The sequence below is a fragment of the Streptomyces sp. NPDC008137 genome (assembly GCF_042957035.1).
Taxonomy (GTDB): Bacteria; Actinomycetota; Actinomycetes; order Streptomycetales; family Streptomycetaceae; genus Streptomyces.
On record NZ_JBIBHN010000007.1, the window covers coordinates 270,377 to 291,575 of the forward strand.

General features: G+C 70.9%; 15 protein-coding genes. 12 read left to right on the forward strand and 3 right to left on the reverse strand.

Annotated elements, in window-relative coordinates; translation table 11 throughout:
- Nucleotides 1-19 precede the first annotated feature (19 nt).
- From ACFZBT_RS14745 to ACFZBT_RS14770, 6 genes are all read left to right on the forward strand, one after another.
- The gene (locus ACFZBT_RS14745; RefSeq protein WP_391102820.1) at nt 20-1,267 is read left to right on the forward strand and encodes an extracellular solute-binding protein; all 1,248 of its coding nucleotides are present in this window, start codon (nt 20-22) and stop codon (nt 1,265-1,267) included.
- Between the two features lie 5 nt (nt 1,268-1,272).
- A complete protein-coding gene (locus ACFZBT_RS14750) occupies nt 1,273-2,418 on the forward strand; it encodes a polyamine ABC transporter ATP-binding protein (protein ID WP_391102823.1) in 1,146 nt (381 codons plus the stop codon).
- Complete coding sequence (locus ACFZBT_RS14755; RefSeq protein WP_391102825.1) at nt 2,418-3,347, forward strand: ABC transporter permease subunit; 930 nt, start codon at nt 2,418-2,420, stop codon at nt 3,345-3,347. The genes ACFZBT_RS14750 and ACFZBT_RS14755 overlap by 1 nt, the downstream gene beginning before the upstream one ends.
- Nucleotides 3,348-4,148 carry an ABC transporter permease subunit gene (locus ACFZBT_RS14760; protein ID WP_391102828.1) on the forward strand — a complete coding sequence of 267 codons (801 nt, stop codon included), beginning with the start codon at nt 3,348-3,350 and terminating at the stop codon, nt 4,146-4,148. It begins immediately after the preceding gene.
- Between the two features lie 18 nt (nt 4,149-4,166).
- The gene (locus ACFZBT_RS14765) at nt 4,167-5,585 is read left to right on the forward strand and encodes an FAD-dependent oxidoreductase (protein ID WP_391102830.1); all 1,419 of its coding nucleotides are present in this window, start codon (nt 4,167-4,169) and stop codon (nt 5,583-5,585) included.
- Between the two features lie 148 nt (nt 5,586-5,733).
- Entirely contained in the window at nt 5,734-6,189 is a 456-nt protein-coding gene (locus ACFZBT_RS14770) for a hypothetical protein (RefSeq protein ID WP_391102832.1), read from the forward strand.
- Between the two features lie 23 nt (nt 6,190-6,212).
- Here the strand turns inward: ACFZBT_RS14770 and ACFZBT_RS14775 are convergent, their stop codons facing one another.
- Nucleotides 6,213-6,875: a phosphatase PAP2 family protein gene (locus ACFZBT_RS14775; protein WP_391102834.1), complete on the reverse strand. Its 663-nt coding sequence runs from the start codon at nt 6,873-6,875 to the stop codon at nt 6,213-6,215.
- Nucleotides 6,876-6,958: 83 nt separating this feature from the next.
- Here ACFZBT_RS14775 and ACFZBT_RS14780 point away from each other — a divergent pair, with 83 nt between their 5' ends.
- Nucleotides 6,959-7,561: a DUF664 domain-containing protein gene (locus ACFZBT_RS14780; protein WP_391102836.1), complete on the forward strand. Its 603-nt coding sequence runs from the start codon at nt 6,959-6,961 to the stop codon at nt 7,559-7,561.
- A 395-nt stretch (nt 7,562-7,956) separates the two neighbouring features.
- Here the strand turns inward: ACFZBT_RS14780 and gabT are convergent, their stop codons facing one another.
- Nucleotides 7,957-9,291, reverse strand: coding sequence for a 4-aminobutyrate--2-oxoglutarate transaminase (gene gabT, locus ACFZBT_RS14785; protein ID WP_391102838.1), 1,335 nt, complete (start codon nt 9,289-9,291; stop codon nt 7,957-7,959).
- 251 nt (nt 9,292-9,542) lie between these two features.
- On the opposite strand from gabT, the gene ACFZBT_RS14790 reads away from it, so the two are divergent.
- The 3 genes from ACFZBT_RS14790 (at nt 9,543) to ACFZBT_RS14800 (ending at nt 15,126) form a co-directional block, all read left to right on the forward strand.
- Nucleotides 9,543-11,738: an ATP-binding protein gene (locus tag ACFZBT_RS14790; protein WP_391102840.1), complete on the forward strand. Its 2,196-nt coding sequence runs from the start codon at nt 9,543-9,545 to the stop codon at nt 11,736-11,738.
- A gap of 133 nt (nt 11,739-11,871) precedes the next feature.
- Nucleotides 11,872-13,566: a PucR family transcriptional regulator ligand-binding domain-containing protein gene (locus ACFZBT_RS14795; RefSeq protein WP_391102843.1), complete on the forward strand. Its 1,695-nt coding sequence runs from the start codon at nt 11,872-11,874 to the stop codon at nt 13,564-13,566.
- A 114-nt stretch (nt 13,567-13,680) separates the two neighbouring features.
- Nucleotides 13,681-15,126: an aldehyde dehydrogenase family protein gene (locus tag ACFZBT_RS14800; RefSeq protein WP_391102845.1), complete on the forward strand. Its 1,446-nt coding sequence runs from the start codon at nt 13,681-13,683 to the stop codon at nt 15,124-15,126.
- Between the two features lie 111 nt (nt 15,127-15,237).
- On the opposite strand, the gene ACFZBT_RS14805 is transcribed toward ACFZBT_RS14800, so the two are convergent.
- Nucleotides 15,238-18,075 carry a glycoside hydrolase family 3 C-terminal domain-containing protein gene (locus ACFZBT_RS14805; RefSeq protein ID WP_391102847.1) on the reverse strand — a complete coding sequence of 946 codons (2,838 nt, stop codon included), beginning with the start codon at nt 18,073-18,075 and terminating at the stop codon, nt 15,238-15,240.
- 370 nt (nt 18,076-18,445) lie between these two features.
- Here ACFZBT_RS14805 and ACFZBT_RS14810 point away from each other — a divergent pair, with 370 nt between their 5' ends.
- Both ACFZBT_RS14810 and ACFZBT_RS14815 read left to right on the forward strand, forming a co-directional pair.
- Nucleotides 18,446-20,131 (forward strand): extracellular solute-binding protein, encoded by a 1,686-nt coding sequence (locus tag ACFZBT_RS14810; RefSeq protein ID WP_391102849.1) that lies wholly within the window; start codon nt 18,446-18,448, stop codon nt 20,129-20,131.
- Between the two features lie 26 nt (nt 20,132-20,157).
- Nucleotides 20,158-21,195 carry an ABC transporter permease subunit gene (locus tag ACFZBT_RS14815; RefSeq protein WP_391102851.1) on the forward strand — a complete coding sequence of 346 codons (1,038 nt, stop codon included), beginning with the start codon at nt 20,158-20,160 and terminating at the stop codon, nt 21,193-21,195.
- Nucleotides 21,196-21,199 lie beyond the last annotated feature (4 nt).

Consider the following 21,199-nt stretch of genomic DNA (forward strand, 5'->3'; position numbering starts at 1 on the left):
CCGAAAGGGCACCACGCGCATGGAGCAGTACGAGCCCGACCGCCTGTCCCCGGCCCAAGTGGCCGCCGTGCGGCGCAGCTTCAGGAACGGCAGGGCCGCCCTCACCCGGCGGTCCCTGCTGCGCGCCTCCGCGGGCGGGGCGCTCGCGGCCGGCGGACTCGGGACGCTGAGCGCCTGCGGCATCCCCGCGGCGGGCACATCGCAGGGCGGCGTCTCGGCGGAGGACCACTCGGCGAAGGAGAAGACGGTCGCCTTCTCCAACTGGACCGAGTACATGGACGTCGACGACAGCGGCAAGCACCACCCGACGCTGGAGCAGTTCACGAAACGCACCGGCGTCAAGGTCAAGTACACCGAGGACATCAACGACAACAACGACTTCTTCGGCAAGATCAAGCCGCAGCTCGCCGCGGGCCAGGACACCGGCCGGGACCTGATCGTCCTCACCGACTGGCTGGCCGGACGGCTCATCCGCCTGGGCTGGGCGCAGAAACTCGACCCGGCCAACCTGCCGCACGCCTACGCCAACCTCTCCGCCCAGTTCCGCAGCCCCGACTGGGACCCGGGCCGCGCCTACTCGTACGTCTGGCAGGGCATCTCCACCGTCATCGCGTACAACAAGAAGGCCCTCGACGGCGTCGAGGTGAAGTCGCTCTCCGACCTGCTCGACAACCCGAAGCTGAAGGGGCGCGTCGGCTTCCTGTCGGAGATGCGCGACAGCGTCGGCATGACGCTGCTCGACATGGGCAAGGACCCGGCGAACTTCACCGCCGACGACTACGACGCGGCCATCGCCCGCCTCCAGAAGGCCGTCGACAAGGGCCAGATCCGCCGCTTCACCGGCAACGACTACACCTCGGACCTCACCAGCGGCGACTTCGCGGCCTGCGTCGCCTGGGCCGGTGACGTCGTCCAGCTCAAGGCCGACAGCCCCGACATCGACTTCCTCATCCCGGACAGCGGCTACATGACGTCGACCGACAACCTGCTGATCCCCAACAAGGCCCGCCACAAGACGAACGCCGAGCGCCTCATCGACTTCTACTACGAGCCGAAGCCGGCCGCCGAACTCGCCGCGTACATCAACTACGTGTGCCCCGTCGACGGGGTGAAGGCCGAGTTGGAGAAGATCGACAAGGACGCGGCGAACAACCCGCTGATCATCCCCGACAAGGCCATGGCCGCGAAGTCCCACGCCTTCCGCTCGCTGAGCTCGAAGGAAGAGACCGAGTTCGAAGCGAAGTTCGCGAAGCTGACGGGGGCGTGACCACCATGACGAACACGACAGACGCCACGGGCGAAGTCCGCCTCAAGGGCATAGCCAAGACCTACGGCGCCTTCACCGCCGTCCACCCGCTCGACCTGACCGTGCCGCAGGGCTCCTTCTTCGCCCTGCTCGGCGCCTCCGGCTGCGGCAAGACCACCACCCTGCGCATGATCGCCGGCCTGGAGGAACCTTCCGCCGGGACCGTGTCACTGGGTGGCCAGGACGTGACCGCGCTCCCGCCGTACAAGCGGCCGGTGAACACGGTCTTCCAGTCGTACGCCCTCTTCCCGCACCTCGACATCTTCGAGAACGTCGCCTTCGGTCTGCGCCGGCGCGGCATCAAGTCGGTGAAGAAGCAGGTCGGGGAGATGCTCGACCTCGTGCAGCTCGGCGAGCAGGCCCGCAAGAAGCCGCACCAGCTCTCCGGCGGCCAGCAGCAGCGCGTCGCCGTGGCCCGCGCGCTGATCAACCACCCCAAGGTGCTCCTGCTCGACGAGCCGCTCGGCGCCCTCGACCTCAAGCTGCGCCGTCAGATGCAGCTGGAGCTCAAGCGAATCCAGACCGAGGTCGGCATCACCTTCGTGCACGTCACGCACGACCAGGAGGAGGCCATGACCATGGCCGACACGGTCGCCGTGATGAACGCGGGCCGCGTGGAGCAGCTGGGCGCGCCCACCGACCTCTACGAGAACCCGCGCACCACGTTCGTCGCCAACTTCCTCGGCACCTCGAACTTCATCGAGGCCGAGGTCGACTCCAGGAGCGGCGACGAGATCGTGCTGAAGGCGGGCGGCGGCAAGCTCGTCCTGCCCGGGTCCCGGTGCGGCGCGCCCACCACGACCGGCGGAAAGGTGCTGGTCGGGGTCCGCCCCGAGAAGATATCCCTGACCCACGCGGACGACGCCGGGGAGATACCGGAGGGCCGCAACCGCATCACGGGCCGGATCGCCGACTCCAGCTTCATCGGCGTCTCGACGCAGTACGTCGTCGACAGCCCGGTCTGTGCCGACTTCGAGGTCTACGCCCAGAACATCGACCGCGACCCCCGCCTGGTGCCCGGCGCCGAGGTCGTCCTGCACTGGAATCCGGCCCACACCTTCGGTCTGGACGCGGCGCAGGACGCCGACGCCGGAGTGGAAGAGGCGGCCTGATGTCCACACTCACCGAGGCGCCACCGCCCCTCGCACCGGAAGCTCCCGAACCGAAACCCTCGAAGCGCAGGGGCCGCTGGACGCCGTACTGGCTGCTGCTGCCCGGCATCCTCTGGCTGCTGGTCTTCTTCGCGCTGCCGATGATCTACCAGGCCTCCACGTCCGTGCAGACGGGCTCCCTGGAGGAGGGCTACAAGGTCACCTGGCACGTCGCGACGTACTGGGACGCCCTGTCCGCGTACTGGCCGCAGTTCATCAGGTCGGTGCTCTACGCGGGCACCGCCACGGTCCTGTGCCTGCTGCTCGGCTACCCGCTCGCGTATCTGATCGCCTTCCGCGCGGGCCGCTGGCGGAACCTGATCATGATCCTGGTGATCGCGCCGTTCTTCACCAGCTTCCTGATCCGCACCCTCGCCTGGAAGACGATCCTCGCGGACGGCGGCCCGCTGGTCGGCGCGCTCGACACGCTGCACGTCCTGGACGTCACCAACTGGCTCGGCTGGACCGCCGGCGACCGCGTCCTGGCCACGCCGCTCGCGGTGGTCTGCGGTCTGACGTACAACTTCCTGCCGTTCATGATCCTGCCGCTCTACACCTCGCTGGAGCGCATCGACGGCCGGCTGCACGAGGCCGCGGGCGATCTGTACGCCAAGCCCTGGACGACCTTCCGCAAGGTCACCTTCCCGCTGTCGATGCCGGGAGTCGTCTCCGGCACGCTGCTCACCTTCATCCCGGCGACCGGCGACTACGTCAACGCCGACCTCCTCGGCTCCACGGACACCCGCATGGTCGGAAACGTCATCCAGACGCAGTTCCTGAGGGTGCTGGACTATCCGACGGCGGCCGCACTCTCCTTCATTCTCATGGCGGCCATTCTGCTCATGGTCACCCTCTACATCCGCAGGTCCGGGACGGAGGATCTGGTCTAAATGCCCTTCGTCAACTGGCTCAAGAGGAATCTCGTGGTCATCGCGGGACTCCTGACACTCTGCTATCTCCTGCTGCCGAACGTCATCGTGACGGTGTTCTCCTTCAACAAACCGAAGGGGCGCTTCAACTACGAATGGCAGCGGTTCTCGCTGGACGCCTGGAAGGACCCGTGCGGGGTCTCCGATCTGTGCGGCTCGCTGTCGCTCAGCCTCCAGATCGCCGTCTGGGCCACGCTCGGCGCCACCCTCCTCGGCACCCTGATCGCCTTCGCGCTGGTCCGTTACCGGTTCCGGGCCCGCTCCGCCGTGAACTCGCTGATCTTCCTGCCGATGGCGATGCCCGAGGTCGTCATGGCCGCCTCGCTGCTCACCCTGTTCCTCAACATGGGCGCCCAGCTGGGCTTCTGGACGATTCTCATCGCGCACATCATGTTCTGCCTGAGTTTCGTGGTCACGGCCGTCAAGGCGCGCGTGATGTCGATGGACCCCAAACTGGAGGAGGCGGCACGGGACCTCTACGCGGGCCCGTTCCAGACCTTCGTCCGGGTCACCCTGCCGATCGCGGCTCCGGGTATCGCGGCGGGCGCGCTGCTCGCCTTCGCGTTGTCCTTCGACGATTTCATCATCACCAATTTCAACGCGGGATCCACCGTCACCTTCCCCATGTTCGTCTGGGGCTCGGCGCAGCGCGGAACGCCCGTTCAGATCAATGTCATCGGCACGGCCATGTTCATTGTCGCCGTACTGTTCGTCCTGGTTTCCATGGCGGTCGGAAACCGCCGGAACAAGCAAAAGGCATAGCCGTAGGGAGTTGAAATCATGGCCCCGAGCGCCATGAATCAGTGGACACATTCGCTTTCCGACGTCCAGCCGGTCCCGTACTGGCTGGACGACCCCGGCCGGCCCCGTCCGGAACCCGCCCTCACCACCTCCGAGACCTGCGACCTGCTGGTCGTCGGCGGCGGCTACAGCGGACTGTGGACGGCGCTGATCGCCAAGGAACGCGACCCGGCACGTGACGTGGTGCTGGTGGAGGGCCGCGAGGTGGGCTGGGCCGCCTCCGGCCGCAACGGCGGCTTCTGCGCCGCCTCCCTCACCCACGGCCTGCCCAACGGCCTCGCCCGCTGGCCCGAGGAGATCCACAAGCTCCAGGAGCTCGGCAGCCGCAACCTCGACGAGATCGAGGCCGCGGTCGCCCGGCACTCCATCGACTGCGACTTCGAACGCACCGGCGAGATCGACGTCGCGACCGAGCCGTACCAGGCGGCAGAACTGCGCGACTGGCACGAGGAGACGGCCCGCCGGGGCCTCGCCGAGGGCGTCGAGTTCCTGGACGCGGACGCCGTACGGGAGCAGGTGGACTCACCCACCTTCCAGGCGGGCCTGTGGGACCGCAGGGGCGTGGCCATGCTGAACCCGGCGAAGCTCGCCTGGGGCCTGAAGCGGGCGTGCGTGGAACTCGGCGTCCGGGTCTACGAGCACACCCCCGCCCTGACCCTGAAGCCGTACGGCCCCGGCATGGCCGTACGCACCCCCTACGGCCGGATCCGCGCCCGCCAGGTCGCCCTCGGCACGAACATCTTCCCGAACCTGGTCAGACGCGTCCGCTCGTACACCGTCCCGGTCTACGACTACGCCCTGATGACCGAGCCGCTCACCCCCGAGCAGCTCGACTCGATCGGCTGGAAGAACCGCCAGGGACTCGGCGACAGCGCCAACCAGTTCCACTACTTCCGCCTCTCCGCCGACAACCGGATCCTGTGGGGCGGCTACGACGCGATCTACCCCTACGGCGGCCGCGTCCGTGCCGAGTACGACGACCGCCCGGAGACCTACGCCAAGCTCGCCGGGCACTTCTTCACCTGCTTCCCGCAGCTGGAGGGTGTCCGCTTCAGTCACGCCTGGGGCGGCGCGATCGACACCTGCTCCCGCTTCTCGGCGTTCTTCGGCACCGCCCACCAGAAGAAGGTCGCCTACGCGGCCGGCTACACGGGCCTGGGCGTCGGCTCCACCCGCTTCGGCGCCGAGGTGATGCTGGACCTGCTGGCCGGTGAGCGCACGGAACGCACGGAACTGGAGATGGTCCGCCGGAAGCCCCTGCCCTTCCCCCCGGAGCCCTTCGCCTGGACGGGCATCGCCCTCACCAGGTGGTCCCTGGCCCGCGCGGACGCCCAGGGCGGCCGCCGCAACCTGTGGCTGCGCACGATGGACCGGCTGGGGCTGGGCTTCGACAGCTGACCGGGCGGGTGCGATCCGGTTCACTCCAACGAGGATGCGAAACCCGCGTAATGACCTACGGAGACCCCCTTCTCCCTCGTGACGCCCTCGGGACGCGCCGCGCGCCCCCGAGATCCACGAGCTTCACGAGAGAACAGGGGGTCTCCTCATGACCGGTGCGAAGACGGCGGCCGAGTGGCTCGCATCCGCCGCGCCCGACCCCGAGGCCTGCCGCTGGGAGTGGGAGCGCAACCCGCTCGGGGTCGCGCTGCTGCCGGCCGGCGGCGCCTGGGACGTGCTCATCCTGCCCGGCGACCTCGGCTACGCCACGCTGGACGTGCTCAGCCGCGTGCTCGACCGGCCGGGGCCCGTGCTCGTCGACTTCGGCGACGAGCGCATCGGGTTCTTCGTGCCGCCGGGCACCGCGGCCCGCTGGCTGGGCACGGGCATCAGGACCGCGGGCGCCGGCACCTGGATCGTCGTGCCGTACCCGGGCCGCTCCTCACCCGGCGGCGTCCGCTGGCTGATCCCGCCGGACGGCTCGGGCATGCTGACGGACCCGGCGCTGCTGGAACTGGCGATGCACGAGGCGGCGGCGCGGCTGGCCACGGAACGGGAGGACTAGAGCATGCGACCGGTGGCCGGGACTCACCGCGGCTGTCCGGCCGTCCCCCGCCTGAGGAACAGCCACAGCGAGGAGAGCAGCACCGCGCACAGACACCAGCTGGCCGCCACGTCCAGTGGCCAGTGGTAGCCACGGCGGACCAGGCCGTAGCTCGCGCCGAGTACGAGGGCGGCGCAGGCGATGACCAGGGCGCCGCGGGCGAGGGGCGTGCGGAGCCGGGGGAACAGGAGCAGGGTGGCGCAGCCGTAGGCGATGGCGGCCGTGGCGGTGTGGCCGGAGGGGTAGTAGCCGGTGCCCGGCGGGACGGCCGGGGTGCCCGGTCGGTCCGTGAGGTCCTTGAGGGGGATGATCAGCGCCGGGACCAGGGCCATGAGGAGGGCCGCCGCGGTGACCGGCAGCCACCAGCGCCGCGTACGGCGGGTCCGCAGGGCGACGTATCCGAGGGCGACGGCGAGGACCGGGACCGCGACCTGGACGTTGCCGAGGTCGGCGAGGAGCTCGGAGTAGCGGTCCGGGTGGACGAGCTCGGCGCTGGCGCGCTCGTCGAGGCGGATGAGCGGGCCGTCGGCGACGACCTGCCAGGTGATCAGGACGAAGAGCAGGGCCGGGAGGCTGAGCAGGAGGGCCGGCAAGCGCGAGTACGGCACGGTGGGCTCGTCGCGGACCTGGTTCCCGGAGATCGGCATGGGCACAGCTTGGCACGGGCACGGACGCCCTTCGCCGCGCGGACGGCCGCCGTGTTATCAGTGCCGGGTGCCAGACTCCCGGCATGACCGGACCCAGCCCGAAAGCCGACCTGCTCCGTTACCTCCAGGACGCCCGCGACGCCCTGCTCTGGAAGCTCGAGGGGCTCTCCGAGTACGACGTCCGCCGCCCGCTCACCCCGACCGGGACCAACCTGCTGGGCCTGGTGAAGCACGTCGCCGGGGTGGAGCTGGGGTATTTCGGCGACACGTTCGGGCGGCCGTACTTCGTCGAGGAGCCGCCCCCGCCCTGGTGGTACACGCGGGACGCCGAACCCAACGCGGACATGTGGGCCACCGCCGCCGAGTCGCGCGAGCAGATCGCCGGGCTCTATCGCGCGGCGTGGGGGCACTCCGACCGCACGATCGAGGCGCTGGCACTGGACGCGACCGGGCACGTCCCGTGGTGGCCCGAGGAGCGCCGGGAGGTGACACTGCACCACGTCCTGGTGCGGGTGATCGCCGACACGCAGCGGCACGCGGGCCATGCCGACATCGTGCGGGAACTCATCGACGGCAGTGCCGGGCTGACGAAGAGCGGCGACAACCTGCCGGAAGGCGATCAGGAGTGGTGGGAGAAGCACCGGCGGCGGCTGGAGCGCGTGGCGCGGGAGGCCGATGGCCGGTGAGCGAGAGGAGGGAGGTCGGCCGCCCCGGAACAGGGGGGGTGGTTCCGAGGCGGCCGTCCGGACCGGAACGTCGCGCGCCCCGGGGGGTTTGGGGCGGGCGACTGTCCGATCGGTGAGGAGATCCAGAGCCACAGGCTCCGGTTGTGTGCGCGAGGGCACGACCAGGTCGAAGCTGGGGAGGCCCCGGCCTGATGTCACCCACAGTCCCCTGCGGGCGGGGGTGTATCTCTCATCTGGTTAGAACCTACGACAGGGGCGGGGCGGAGGACAGGCCGTAGGGCCGCCTGTCATCCACCTCGCACACCTTCTTCACACGCTCTGCCGCTCGCCGCCGCCGGAGCGGAACCGGAACGGCTCCCTCGCCCAGGCGGCGGCTCGGATGCGCAACTGCCGTGTCAGATACGGGCGAACGCCTGCTCGATGATGTCGAGGCCCTCGTTCAGCAGGTCCTCGCCGATCACCAGCGGGGGCAGGAAGCGGAGCACGTTGCCGTAGGTGCCACAGGTCAGGACCAGCAGGCCCTCGGCGTGGCAGGCCTTGGCGAGCGCGGCGGTCGCCTCCGGGTTCGGCTCCTTGGTGGCACGGTCCTTGACCAGCTCGATGGCGATCATGGCGCCACGCCCGCGGATGTCGCCGACGATGTCGAACTTCTCGGCCATGGCGGTGAGGCGGGCCTTCATGACCGCCTCGATGTGCTTCGCCCGGGTGTTGAGGTCGAGCTCCTTCATCGTCTCGATGGAGCCGAGCGCACCGGCGCAGGCGACGGGGTTGCCGCCGTAGGTGCCGCCCAGGCCGCCCGCGTGCGCGGCGTCCATGATCTCGGCGCGGCCCGTCACGGCGGCCAGCGGCAGACCGCCGGCGATGCCCTTGGCGGTGGTGATCAGGTCCGGGACGATGCCCTCGTCCTCACACGCGAACCACTGACCCGTACGGCAGAAGCCGGACTGGATCTCGTCGGCGACGAAGACGATGCCGTTGTCCGAGGCGAACTGGCGGATCGCCGGCAGGAAGCCCTCGGCCGGCTCGATGAAACCGCCCTCGCCGAGCACCGGCTCGATGATGACGGCGGCGACGTTCTCGGCACCGACCTGCTTGCTGATCTGGTCGATGGCCTGAGCGGCGGCCTCGGGGCCGGCGTTCTCCGGGCCGGTCGGCCAGCGGTAGCCGTACGCCACCGGCACTCGGTAGACCTCGGGCGCGAACGGCCCGAAGCCGTGCTTGTACGGCATGTTCTTCGAGGTCAGCGCCATGGTCAGGTTGGTACGCCCGTGGTAGCCGTGGTCGAACACCACCACGGCCTGCCGCTTGGTGTACGCACGCGCGATCTTGACGGCGTTCTCGACGGCCTCGGCGCCGGAGTTGAACAGGGCGCTCTTCTTGGCGTGGTCACCGGGGGTCAGCTCGGCGAGCGCCTCGGCGACCTCGACATACCCCTCGTACGGCGTGACCATGAAACAGGTGTGGGTGAAGTCGGCGAGCTGGGCGGAGGCCCGGCGGACCACGGCCTCGGCGGAGGCGCCGACGGACGTCACGGCGATGCCCGAGCCGAAGTCGATGAGCCGGTTGCCGTCGACGTCCTCGATGATCCCGCCGCCCGCGCGCGCCGTGAACACGGGCAGTACGGAGCCCACGCCCTGCGCGACCGCGGCGGTGCGGCGGGCCTGCAGTTCCTGCGACTTCGGCCCGGGGATGGCGGTGACGACGCGGCGCTCCTGCGGAAGTGAGGTCATGCGGGGCTCCTGGGTGGTGCGAAGGGGATTCTGCGGACGCTTGGCTTCTTTTCTCGCAGGCTAGGGCGGGGAAACGGGGGTGGGCATGCTCCATGTGGGCGTTGTCGGCGGGGCGGCTTGTCCGGGGTGGACATGGCGCTCTGGTGGGCTGCTGCCCACGACCCGGCCGTGTAAGCGGTGAACTCCCCCGGGGAGGGCGTTAGATTGGCTCGCTGATGGTGGACGGAGCGGCTGGTCAGGGGGAAAGGGCGATGGACAGCGACGGGACGCAGGAGGCGCGGGGTACGCATGCGAGTCCCGTACCGCGTCCGGCGGGGGCGCCGGAGGTGCCCTCGGTGCCACCGAACGGCCCCGGCGAGCCACCGGGCGGCCGGAGCGCGCCCCCGGACGGACCGGCCGTGCCGCCCCGGCCCACGCGGGCGCCCGGGACGTCGCCGGTGCCCGACGGCTCGTCCTTCCTGACCTGGCTGCGCACGCCCCGGCCCGACGCGGCACCCGGCGTCTGGCGGTTCGGGCACCGGCCGCGGCCCGCCGAGGAGCCCGAGGAGATCCCCACCCGGCAGTTGCTGAGCGGGGCGCTGATCGCCTTCCTGGTGGGGTGGCTGATCTGGTCGCTGCTGCAGAACGGATACCTCGGCAACTGGTGGTGGGTGCCGTTCGACCTGATCATTCCCGATGCCTGGCGCGGCGGCGACAGCGATCTCGGTGAGACCGGGACGTTCATCGTGTACCAGGGGTACGAACTGCTCGTCGCCCTGGCGATCATGGTCGGGGTGGCCCGGCTCGGCCGCTGGGGCGAGGTGTGGCGCCGCTTCGTCGTCTCCCGCTTCCGCCGCCCGGAGCCCCAGGCGGCCGATCGGGATCCGCAGGACGACCCGGCCCAGTGGAACGAGCTCCGCGCCGCCGGAGCCGTCGACGCCGCCGACCGCCTCGCCGCCGAGGCCCGCTCCGGGCTCATGAAGGACGTCGACCACGCCCGGATCGTCCGGGCCTGGCAGGGCGTGCGCACCGGACGGCACAGCCTCGCCACCTTCAGCTCCACCGTCCTGCGGGACGGCGCGGCCGCCTGCCTCCACCCCTCCGGGGAGCGGGACCTGCCGGCGCGCCTCGCCCGGCACGACCTGTTCACCGGCCAGGTGCGGCTCGGGACCACCGTGGACGACTCCCGCAACCCCTACGCCTACCGCGGGGCCGGGCTCGCCCTCGGGCCCGACCTGCTCGGTACCTCGCTGGTGGCCGTCGGCCCCGCGGGGTCCGGCAAGACCGGTACCGTCGTCCGCCCCCTCGCCGAGTCGCTGTGTCTGCACGCGCTGGCCGGGCGGGCGGCGGTCGTCGTGGTCGGCGGGGCGGGCGCGGGGCTCGGGCCGGCCGACGCGTACGACGTCGTCGTACGGATCGGGAACCAGGACTCCGAGTACGACCTCGACCTGTACGGCGGGACCGCCGACCCGGACGAGGCCGCCGCCGTGCTCGCCGAGGCGCTCGTCGGGGACCTCGCCGATCCGCACCCGGGCAGTGACACCCGGCGCTCCACGACCGTCCTCGCCCAGCTGCTCGGCCCTTTCCGGGCCGTGCACGGGCGTTTTCCCTCCGTACCGGAGCTGCGGCAGCTCCTGGACGGCTCGCCCGGGCCGTTCGCCGCGCTGCGGCAGGGGCTGCAGGACGGCGGGCAGGAGTCGCTGCTGCGGGAACTCGACGCCCGGGAGCGGCAGATGGGGCAGCCGGGAGACGTCGGCGGGGTGCTCGCGGACCGGGTCGCGCTGCTGGACCGGCCCGCCTTCGCCTCGTTCTTCGACACGTCCGGGGCCACCCGGCCCTTCACCCTCAAGGCCCTCGACCACCCCGTGCGGGTGCGGATCGACCTGCCCGAGCGCGGGCACGCCGACGCCTCCCGGATGCTGGCGCGGCTGGTGCTCGCGCAGTTCTCGGCGAGTGTCGCTGTGCGCGAGGACCGTTCGCTGTTCGCCTGCCTGGTGCTGGACGACGCGACCGGTGTGGTGACGCCGGAGGCCGTGCGCGGCATCCAGCGGTTGCGGTCCGGCAACGCCGGTGTCGTGCTCACCCTGCGGACGCTGGACGACGTGGCCCGGCCGCTGCGCGGACCGCTGCTCGGGGCCACCGGCTGCCGGATGGCGCTGTCCGGGGTCACGCCCTGGGACGGGCAGGACTTCGCCGAGGTGTGGGGCAAGGAGTGGATCGAGGCCCGGGACGTCACCGACCGGCAGATCATCGCCGAGACCCCGGCGGGCAAGGCCGTGCACATGCTGCGCCGGGTCATCACCGGCAAGGCGCCGACCGCGCGTGCGGTGACCGTGCGGCAGGTCGAGCGGGAGCGCTGGTCCGCGTCCGAACTGGCGCACGGCGTACCGGCGGGGCACGCGGTGCTGTCGCTGACCGATGTGAAGGGCGAGCACGCGCCGCCGCTGCTGGTGGACCTTCGGGGCTGACCTCTATGGGCTGGTGCGGTACGCGGGGACCGTACGGTGAGGCAGAATCGTCACAGGTCGTTCATACGTGAAGGCCAAAAGAGCACAAAGATCACACAGCACCACACAGCCCTGACGCAGACATGAAGGCCTCATGCCCCCGACGCTCGCCTCTCTCGTCCACCACTCCGCGCTGAAACTGACCGTGCGGGCGGGCGAAGACCGCCTCGACGTGCCAGTGCGCTGGGCACACGTCAGCGAGCTGGCCGACCCCGTGCCCTACATGGAGGGCGGGGAACTGCTGCTGATCACCGCGCTCAAGCTGGACGCCGAGGACCCGGAGGCCATGCGCCGTTACGTGCGGCGGCTGGCCGGGGCCGGAGTGGTCGGGCTCGGCTTCGCCATAGGCGTCAACTACGAGGAGACGCCCAAGGCGCTCGTCGACGCGGCCGGGGAAGAGGGCCTGCCGCTGCTGGAGGTGCCGCGCCGCACCCCGTTCCTCGCCATCAGCAAGGCCGTGTCCGCCGCCATCGCCGCCGACCAGTACCGGGCCGTCACGGCAGGGTTCGCCGCCCAGCGCGAGCTGACCCGGCAGGCGCAGACCGGCGGGCCGGAAGGGCTGCTGTCCGCGCTGGCCTCGCAGGTCGACGGGTGGGCGGCGCTGTACGACGCCTCGGGCGCCGTCGTCGCCACGGCACCGGAGTGGGCCGGACGGCGGGCCGCGCGGCTCACCGGCGACATCGAGCGGCTGCGGGAACGCCCCGCGCCCGCCTCCTCGGTGGCCGGCGGGCCGGAGAACGAGGACCGGGTCGAACTGCACACCATCGGCACGGGCCGGCGCCCTCGCGCGGCCCTCGCGGTCGGCACGGCCGCCGCCCTCGGCACCGCCGAGCGCTACGCGGTCCACTCGGCCATAGCCCTGCTGACCCTGACCACGGAACGCTCCCGGTCCCTCCAGGCCGCCGAGCAGCGGGTCGGCGCGGCGGTGCTGCGCATGCTGCTGGCTGGGGAGCCGGATCACGCGCGCACGGTCGCCGGAAGCCTGTACGGCGGGCTGCTGGACGCGCCGTTCCGGATGCTGGTCGCGGAGCGGGTACCGGTGTCGGCGTCGGCCGCGCTGACCCGTGCGGAGACCTGGGCGGGCGTCCCGGCCGTCGACCGGCCCTCCGCCGCCGCGCTCGCGGCGGCCGACACCGGCGGCGACCCCCTCGCGGCGCTCGCCGACGTCATGGAGTCCGCGGCGGCCCGGGCCGGCGAGGCCGTCCTGGTGGTGCCCGAGGGGGAGCGGCTGGTGGTGCTGGCCGCGGACCGCGGTGCCGCCGCCGCTGCCTGCGGGGAGTACGCGGCAGCCCTGGAGACCGCCCGGGCGGGCGGGCGCGAGAAGGTGCCGGGCGGGGATGAGGCCGAGCTGGTCGTGGGCCTGTCGGCACCGGCCGGGCCCATCGCCGCCTCCTCCGCGTACAAGCAGGCCGAGCAGGCCCTGTCGGTGGCGCGGCGGCGTGGACGCGTCCTGGTGGAGCACGAGCAGATGGCGGCCGGATCGGTGCTGCCGCTGCTGGCGGACGACGCGGTACGGGCCTTCGCCGACGGGATGCTGCGACCGCTGTACGAGCACGACGCCACGGGCCGCGGCGACCTCGTCGCCTCCCTGCGCGCCTGGCTGTCCCGGCACGGCCAGTGGGACGCGGCGGCGGCCGACCTCGGCGTCCACCGGCACACCCTGCGCTACCGCATGCGGCGCGTCGAGGAGATCCTCGGCCGCTCCCTGGACGACGCGGACGCCCGGATGGAACTCTGGCTGGCTCTCAAGGCGACGACCACGGAACCGGCCCCGCCCGCCAAACCGTAGTGTTCGCGGCCCGCACTGCTACACCCCGTACAAACACCGTTCGGCCACCCCGCCCCTACCGTGGGAACCCGCAGTACAGGACCACCCCCGACGCCGAAGGGCCGGAATACAGACATGACTTCCACCCACGCCTTCTGGCTCGCCGGCCGCCAGGCCACCGGCGAGGACACCTTCGACGTCAGCTCCCCGTGGGACGGGCGGCTCGTCGGCAAGGTGAGCGTGCCGACGGACGCGCAGGTCGAGGAGGCCGTGGCCGCCGCGTACGCCGTGCGCGACGAGTTCGCCGCCACCCCCGCCCACGTACGGGCCGCCGCCCTCGACCACGTCAGCAAGCGCCTCGTCGAGCGCACCGAGGAGATCGCGCGGCTGATCTCGGCCGAGAACGGCAAGCCCCTGAAGTGGGCGCGCGGCGAGGTCGGACGGGCCGTGTCCGTCTTCCGGTTCGCCGCCGAGGAGGCCCGGCGCTTCAACGGCGGCGAGGCCCAGCGCCTCGACACCGACCTCGGCGGCCAGGGGCGGCTCGCCCTCACCCGGCGCTTCCCGAAGGGCGTCGTGCTCGGCATCGCGCCCTTCAACTTCCCGCTCAACCTCTGCGCCCACAAGATCGCCCCGGCCATCGCCGCCGGCGCGCCGATCATCCTGAAGCCGGCCCCGGCCACCCCGCTGTCCGGCCTGATCATCGGCGACCTGCTGGCCGAGACCGAGCTGCCGGCCGGTTCCTGGAGCGTCCTGCCCGTCGCCAACGACAAGATGCCGGCCCTCGTCCAGGACGAGCGCCTGCCCGTCATCTCCTTCACCGGCTCCGAGAAGGTCGGCTACGCGATCATGGATTCGGTGCCGCGCAAGCACTGCACCCTGGAGCTGGGCGGCAACGGCGCGGCCGTCGTCCTCGCCGACTGGGCGAGCGACGCGGACCTGGACCGGGCGGCGCAGCGCATCGCCACCTTCTCCAACTACCAGGGCGGCCAGTCCTGCATCTCCGTCCAGCGCGTCATCGCCGACGCGTCGGTCTACGACCGGCTGCTGCCGCGCGTCGTCGCCGCCGTCGAGGCCCAGGTCACCGGTGACCCGGGCGACGACGCGACCGACGTCGGCCCGCTGGTCAGCGAGGACGCCGCCAGGCGCGTCGAGACGTGGGTCCAGGAGGCCGTGGACGCCGGTGCCGCGCTGCTCACCGGCGGCAAGCGGGACGGCGCCTCCTACGCCCCGACCGTCCTGGCCGACGTACCGGCCGACGTCACGATCTCCTGCGAGGAGGTCTTCGGCCCGGTCCTCACCGTGCAGAAGGTCGACGGCGAGGCCGAGGCCTTCGCCGCCGTCAACGACTCCAAGTACGGCCTCCAGGCGGGCGTCTTCACACACGACCTGCGGACCGCCTTCCGCGCCCACCGCGCCCTGGAGGTCGGCGGTGTCGTCATCGGCGACGTGCCGTCCTACCGCGCCGACCAGATGCCGTACGGCGGCGTCAAGCAGTCCGGCGTGGGGCGCGAGGGCGTGCGGTTCGCCATGGAGGACTACACGTACGAGCGGGTGCTGGTCCTGACAGGGGTCGACCTCTAGCCCGATCGCTCTGGCACATGGGAACCATTTTCATATAGGCTCTGCGAAGAGGCCCGGCACCGATGCCTTCCGGTGCCGGGCCCCTTCTTTATGCCGGCCTGCTCCGGACCCTCAACCGGAGAAGCCGACGTGCGCGAGCCGCAGCCGGCCGCGCAGCCTGAGACGGACGTCGTGCACGCCCGCGGCGGCGACGGACGCGCCGAGCGAGACATAGTCGTACGGGCCCGATGTCGGACCGGCGGTTGGCAGCACAGCGAGGGCCGGGCCGTCGTCGACGGACACCTCGACCGTGCCCTCGCCGGCCACCTCCACCGTCACCCCGGTGATACCTCGGCCGAAGTCGCAGTCGCGGTAGACCAGTTCACCCGTGGACCCGTCCACCGGCGTCACCGCGTCGCCCGACACCTTCGTCCGGTCGACGATCTCGATGCCGCTCTGCTCGTCGAATCCGGCCGCGGCCAGACCGCCCGCCAGGACCGCGCGCGGCAGGGTGGGCTCGCCGTCGAGTGTGACGTTCGTCCGCAGCCGGACGTCCTCGCTCGAAGCCCCGGCCAGCAGCTCGTACGCGCCCGGCCGCACGCGCCACCGGTCCTGCGCGACGTCCCAGAACGCGAAGGCGGTCAGCGGAACTTCGAAGCTCAGCTCAGCCGCCGCACCGGGGGCGAGAGTGACGCGGCGATGGTCCAGCAGCTCGCGGCGCGGACGCGGTACGGACGGGTCGACGGCCCGCGTGTAGAGCTGGGCGACCTCGTCGGCGGTGACGTCACCGGTGTTGGCGACCGAGAACGAGACGTGCAGCGTGCCGTCCTCGATCCGGGTCGTCAGGCCGTCGTACGCGAACGACGTGTACGACAGGCCGTGCCCGAAGGGGAACAGGGGCGTGCCCTCGAAGTACAGATACGTCTGGCGGGAGCCGATCACGTCGTAGTCGAGGAGGCCCGGCAGATCGGCGTCGTCGGCGTACCAGGTCTGCGGGAGCCGGCCGGCCGGGGAGACGTCGCCCGCCAGCACACGGGCCAGGGCGGTGCCGGCCGCCTGGCCGCCGTGCGCGGTCCACAGCACGGCCGGGAGGAGGGCCGGGTCGACGGCGTACGGGTAGGCGGAGACCAGCGCGAGCACGGTCGCCGGGTTCGCCGCGCGGGCGGCACGCAGCAGCCGTTCCTGGTGCTCCGGCAGCCGCAGGCTCGTACGGTCCTCCGTCTCACGGCCGTTGATGTGTGGGTCGTTGCCCGCGACCACCACGACCACGTCGGCCGCCGCGGCGGCCCGCGCCACCGCCTCCTCGCCGCGCTCGGCGACGACCAGCTCGAACACCTCGGGATCTTCCCCGGCAACTTTCATGCCGTCGGCGGAGACACACACGTGGCGACCCGTTCCCCGGTGTTTGAGGAGGTGCCCGTCCCCGTGCGGTTCCAGGCTGAACGTCTCCTGGACGATCCACCCGCCCGGCTGGTCGGCCGCGGCACGGACGTACCCGTCCTCGGCGACCGACAGGTAGCGCCCGTCGGGTGCGCGCAGCGTCAGCACGCCCTCGCCCCAGTCGACCAGCGCCAGCTCGGTGCCGGTCGCGTCGGTGGTCAGCGGGGGCAGGTCCGTACGGCCCGCGAGCAGCGCCGGGTCGAGCGCGCCCTCGGCGCCGCGCACCTCGTCGGCGGCGTCCTCCGCCACCGGCACATGCAGGAACGCTCCCGCGGAGGTCTTCAGCCGGACCCGGTCCACACCTTCCGCGAACTCCACCCGCTCCGCGCCGAACCGCTCGTACAGGCCCTCCAGCGGGGTCGAGCGGTGCAGGAGCGTGCCGCTGTACCAGTCGAGCTTGCACTCGTCGGCGAGCAGACCGACCACGGCGATACGGGTGTCCGGGGCGAGCGGCAGCACCCCGTCGTTCTTCAGCAGCACGACCGCCTGCTCGGCCGCCTCCCGGGCGAGGGCGCGGTGCCCCGGGGAATCGAACTCGCTGGTCGCGTCGTGCGGGTCGTACTCCGGGTCGAACTCGCCGAGACGGAAGCGGACCGAGAGCTGGCGCCGGACGGCCCGGTCGAGGTCGGCCTCGGTCAGCAGACCGCGCTCCAGGGCACCGCGCAGGCGCCCGACCATCTGCGAGGAGTCCGTGCCGTGGTCGGTGAAGCTGTCGACGCCCGCCACCAGGGAGGCGGCGGTGGCCTCCTCGTGGGTGTCGAAGTAGTGCTCGGAGTCGACCAGGTTGCTCGGCGCGCCCGCGTCGGAGCAGACCAGCAGCTCCTCGTCGGTCCAGGCCCGCAGCTGCTCGCCCAGGTAGGGCGAGACGTGGTTCGGGCGGCCGTTGACCAGGTTGTACGCCGGCATCACCCCGGCCACCGCACCCGCCTCGACGGTCTCGCGGAAGGCCCGCAGGTCGTACTCGTGCAGCACGCGCGGACGCACCGAGCTCGACGTCGTCGACCGGTCGGTCTCGTTGTTGTGGGCGAGCCAGTGCTTCAGCACGGGCGCGGTGCGCCAGTAGGTGGGGTGGTCGCCGCGCAGGCCGTGTGTGTAGGCAGTGGCGATCGCCGAGGTGAGCTTCGGGTCCTCCGAGTAGCCCTCCTCGTTACGGCCCCACAGCGGGTGGCGCAGCAGGTTGACCGTCGGGGCCCACACGTTGAGCCCGACCCGGTCGTCCTTGGCGCGCATCGCGCGGACCTCCTTGGACACCGCGTCGCCGACCCGCCGCACCAGCTCCGGGTTCCAGGTGGCGCCGAGACCGACGGCCTGCGGGAACACCGTCGCCGGGCCCATCCACGCCACGCCGTGCAGGGCCTCCTGGCCGGTGCGGAAGGCGGCGACGCCGAGCCGCTCGACGGCGGGCGCGAACTGGTGCAGGAAAGCGGTCTTCTCCTCCCGTGTCAGCCGCGACAGGAGGTCGTCGATCCGCTTCGCGAACGGCAGGCGCGGATCGCGGAACGGCGGCGTGGGCGGCGTGTGTGCGGTCACGTGGGATTCCCTTTGCGATGGAGCGGTGAGACGCTTTCGAAGCGCTTCGATGCTGGTTCGACGTGGGGGTGGGTGTCAAGACACCTCGGCGCAACAACTCCGACCCTGCGGTGCCATTCCAAGCGCCATTCGTGTCGGATCGCGATCGTGCACACCTCGGGAGAATCTTGGAATCGCCCCTTGTGCACCCCTGGGTGTTCACTTAATCTCGCAGCAACATCGAAGCGCTTCGACTGTGAAGTCCGCCACCCGGTGGTGCGCATTCCTCGTCACTCGTCGGAGTATCGCTTCGGCTCAGCCAGTTCCACTCGAGACACCGCAGCCGACGGCCCTCCGCCGGGTGTCCTGGTGTGCCATGAAGGGTGACGCAATGACGCCGAACGCCGCCTCCGCCTCCTCCGGACCGAGCCGGAGATCCTTCCTCGCCTCCACGGCGGTCGCCACCGCGGCCGTGGCGGGAGGGATGCCGTTGCTCGCCGCGTGCGGCGGTTCGGACAGTGGCTCGAAGGACGGCACGACGTCCGGCAAGGGCGCCAAGAAGCTGCTGCCGGCCTACGTGGCAAGCAACGTGGTGACGCCGGACATCCCGTCCAAGCACGGCTCGGCGATGGGCTTCACCAGCAAGCTCGATCTGGCCGACCTCAAGACCTCGGTCACGAAGAAGCTCGGCAAAGGCGGTTCCGTCAAGATCATGTCGCCGTTCTGGGGCACGCCGCCGAAGGGCGACAACCCCTACTACAAGGCGATGAACGATCTGATCGGTGTCGACATCACCTGGCAGAACCAGGACGGCAACACCTACGACGAGAAGCTGGGCGCGGTCCTCGCCTCCAGCGACCTCCCGGACGTCGTGGTCATCCCCAGCTGGAACATGGGCGGCAAGATACCCAGTGCCATCATCAGCAAGTTCGCCGATCTCGGCCCGTACCTGTCCGGGGACCGGGTCAAGAAGTACCCGAACCTCGCCGCGATCCCGAGTGGAGCCTGGCAGTACTCAATCTTCGGCGGCAAGCTGCGCGGCCTGCCCCAGCCCGCTCCCTCGGTCGTCGGCATCGTGCCCTTTTACCGCAAGGACGTCTTCGACAAGGAGGGTTACGACCTTCCGAAGACCCCGCAGGAGTTCCTCGCCCTCGCCAAGGAGATCACCCGGCCCAAGGCCAAGGTGTGGGCCTGCGACGACATGAAGTGGACCGCCTTCAACGTCTTCGGCGCGCTCTCCGGCAGCGAGAAGCCGCTCGGCTGGAACCTGACCGACGGAAAGATGATCTACCGGGTCGAGACCGAGGAGTACCTCGAGGCGCTGGAGTGGACGCGCAAGCTCTACTCCGCCGGCGTGGTCCACCCCGACGCCAAGGCGGCCAACCAGGGCACCGCCGGTGACCGCTTCACCAACGGCCAGGTCCTGATCTACAACCAGAACATCTCGGACTGGTGGGGCAAGATGGCCGAACAGGCCGGACGGGACACCGACTTCCGGATCTCCGGCATGGACATCTTCGGCGCCGACGGCGGCGACCCCACGCTCTGGGCCGGCTCGCCCGCGGGCATCTTCGCCTTCGTCAACAAGAAGGCGTCCAAGGCCGTCGTCGAGGACATCCTGGCCGCCGCCAACGTCACCGCCGCCCCGTACGGCACCAAGGAGTACATGCTCACCAACTACGGGGTGGAGGGCACGCACTACACCGTCGAGGACGGGGTGCCCACCAAGAACGACAAGGGCAACCAGGAAGTCATCAACGCCTACGTGATGCTCGCCAGCCCCGCCCCGACCATCGCGCACCCGGACCTCCCGGACATCGCGAAGGAGCAGGTGGAGTGGCAGCAGCGGATGGGCTCCTTCACCAAGAGGTCCACCTTCTGGGGCATGCAGATCACCGAGCCCGCCCGCTACACCAACCTCTCCAACGATTTCGAGCAGTTGGAGGACGACGTCGTCCGCGGCCGCAAGAAGATCAGCGATGTGCAGCAGGCTGTCGCCGAATGGAGGAAGCAGGGCGGCGACAAGCTGCGGGACTGGTACCAGAAGCTGCACGACACCAACGGTTCCGCACAGTGACCAGGCGCTGAGGCAAGGAGTAGGCCGTGTCCCACAGCACGGTGCCTCGCAGCAGGGCCGAGGCGAAGACGAGTGAGGAAGCCCCCCGCGGGACGGACGCCCCCGCCAGGGGCCGGCCGGAGAAGAAGCTCTCCGGCAAGCTGAGCCTGAGGCTTCGGCTGCGCCGCGACCGCACGCTGATCCTGATGACCCTGCCCGCCATCGCGCTGGTCCTGGTCTTCAACTACGTACCGATCCTGGGTAACGTCGTCGCCTTCCAGGAATACGACCCGTACGTCAGCGACAACGGCTTCGTCGCGATGCTGGAGAGCCCTTGGGTAGGCCTGGAGCAGTTCGAGCGGATCTTCGCGGACTCGGCGTTCTGGGACGCCGTGCAGAACACGCTCGTGCTGTTCAGCCTCCAGCTGGTGCTGTTCTTCCCGATCCCGATCCTGCTCGCGCTGCTCATCAACAGCGTGATCAGGCCCCGGGTCCGGGCGGTGTCGCAGGCGATCCTCTACCTGCCGCACTTCTTCTCCTGGGTGCTGGTCATCACCGTCTTCCAGCAGATCTTCGGCGGGGCGGGCATCATCGCGCAGACCCTGCGACAGCACGGCTACGAGGGCTTCGACCTCATGACCGACCCCGGGATCTTCAAGTTCCTGGTGACCGCGGAGGGCGTCTGGAAGGACGCGGGCTGGGGCATCATCGTCTTCCTCGCCGCGCTCGCCTCCGTGAGCCCCGACCTCTACGAGGCGGCGGCCATGGACGGGGCCGGGCGCTGGCGCCGCATGTGGCACGTCACGCTGCCCGCGCTGCGGCCCGTGATCGCCCTGCTGCTGGTACTGCGGGTCGGTGACGCGCTCACCGTCGGCTTCGAGCAGATCCTGCTGCAACGCGACGCGGTGGGGCCGGGCGCGTCGGAAGTCCTCGACACCTATGTGTGGTGGAACGGCGTCCGCAACCAGGACTTCAGCTACGCGGCGGCCGCGGGCCTCGTCAAGGGCCTGGTGAGCGTGGCACTCGTCCTCGCCGCGAACAAGGTGGCCCACTTCATGGGCGAGCAGGGGGTGTACAAGAAGTGACCAC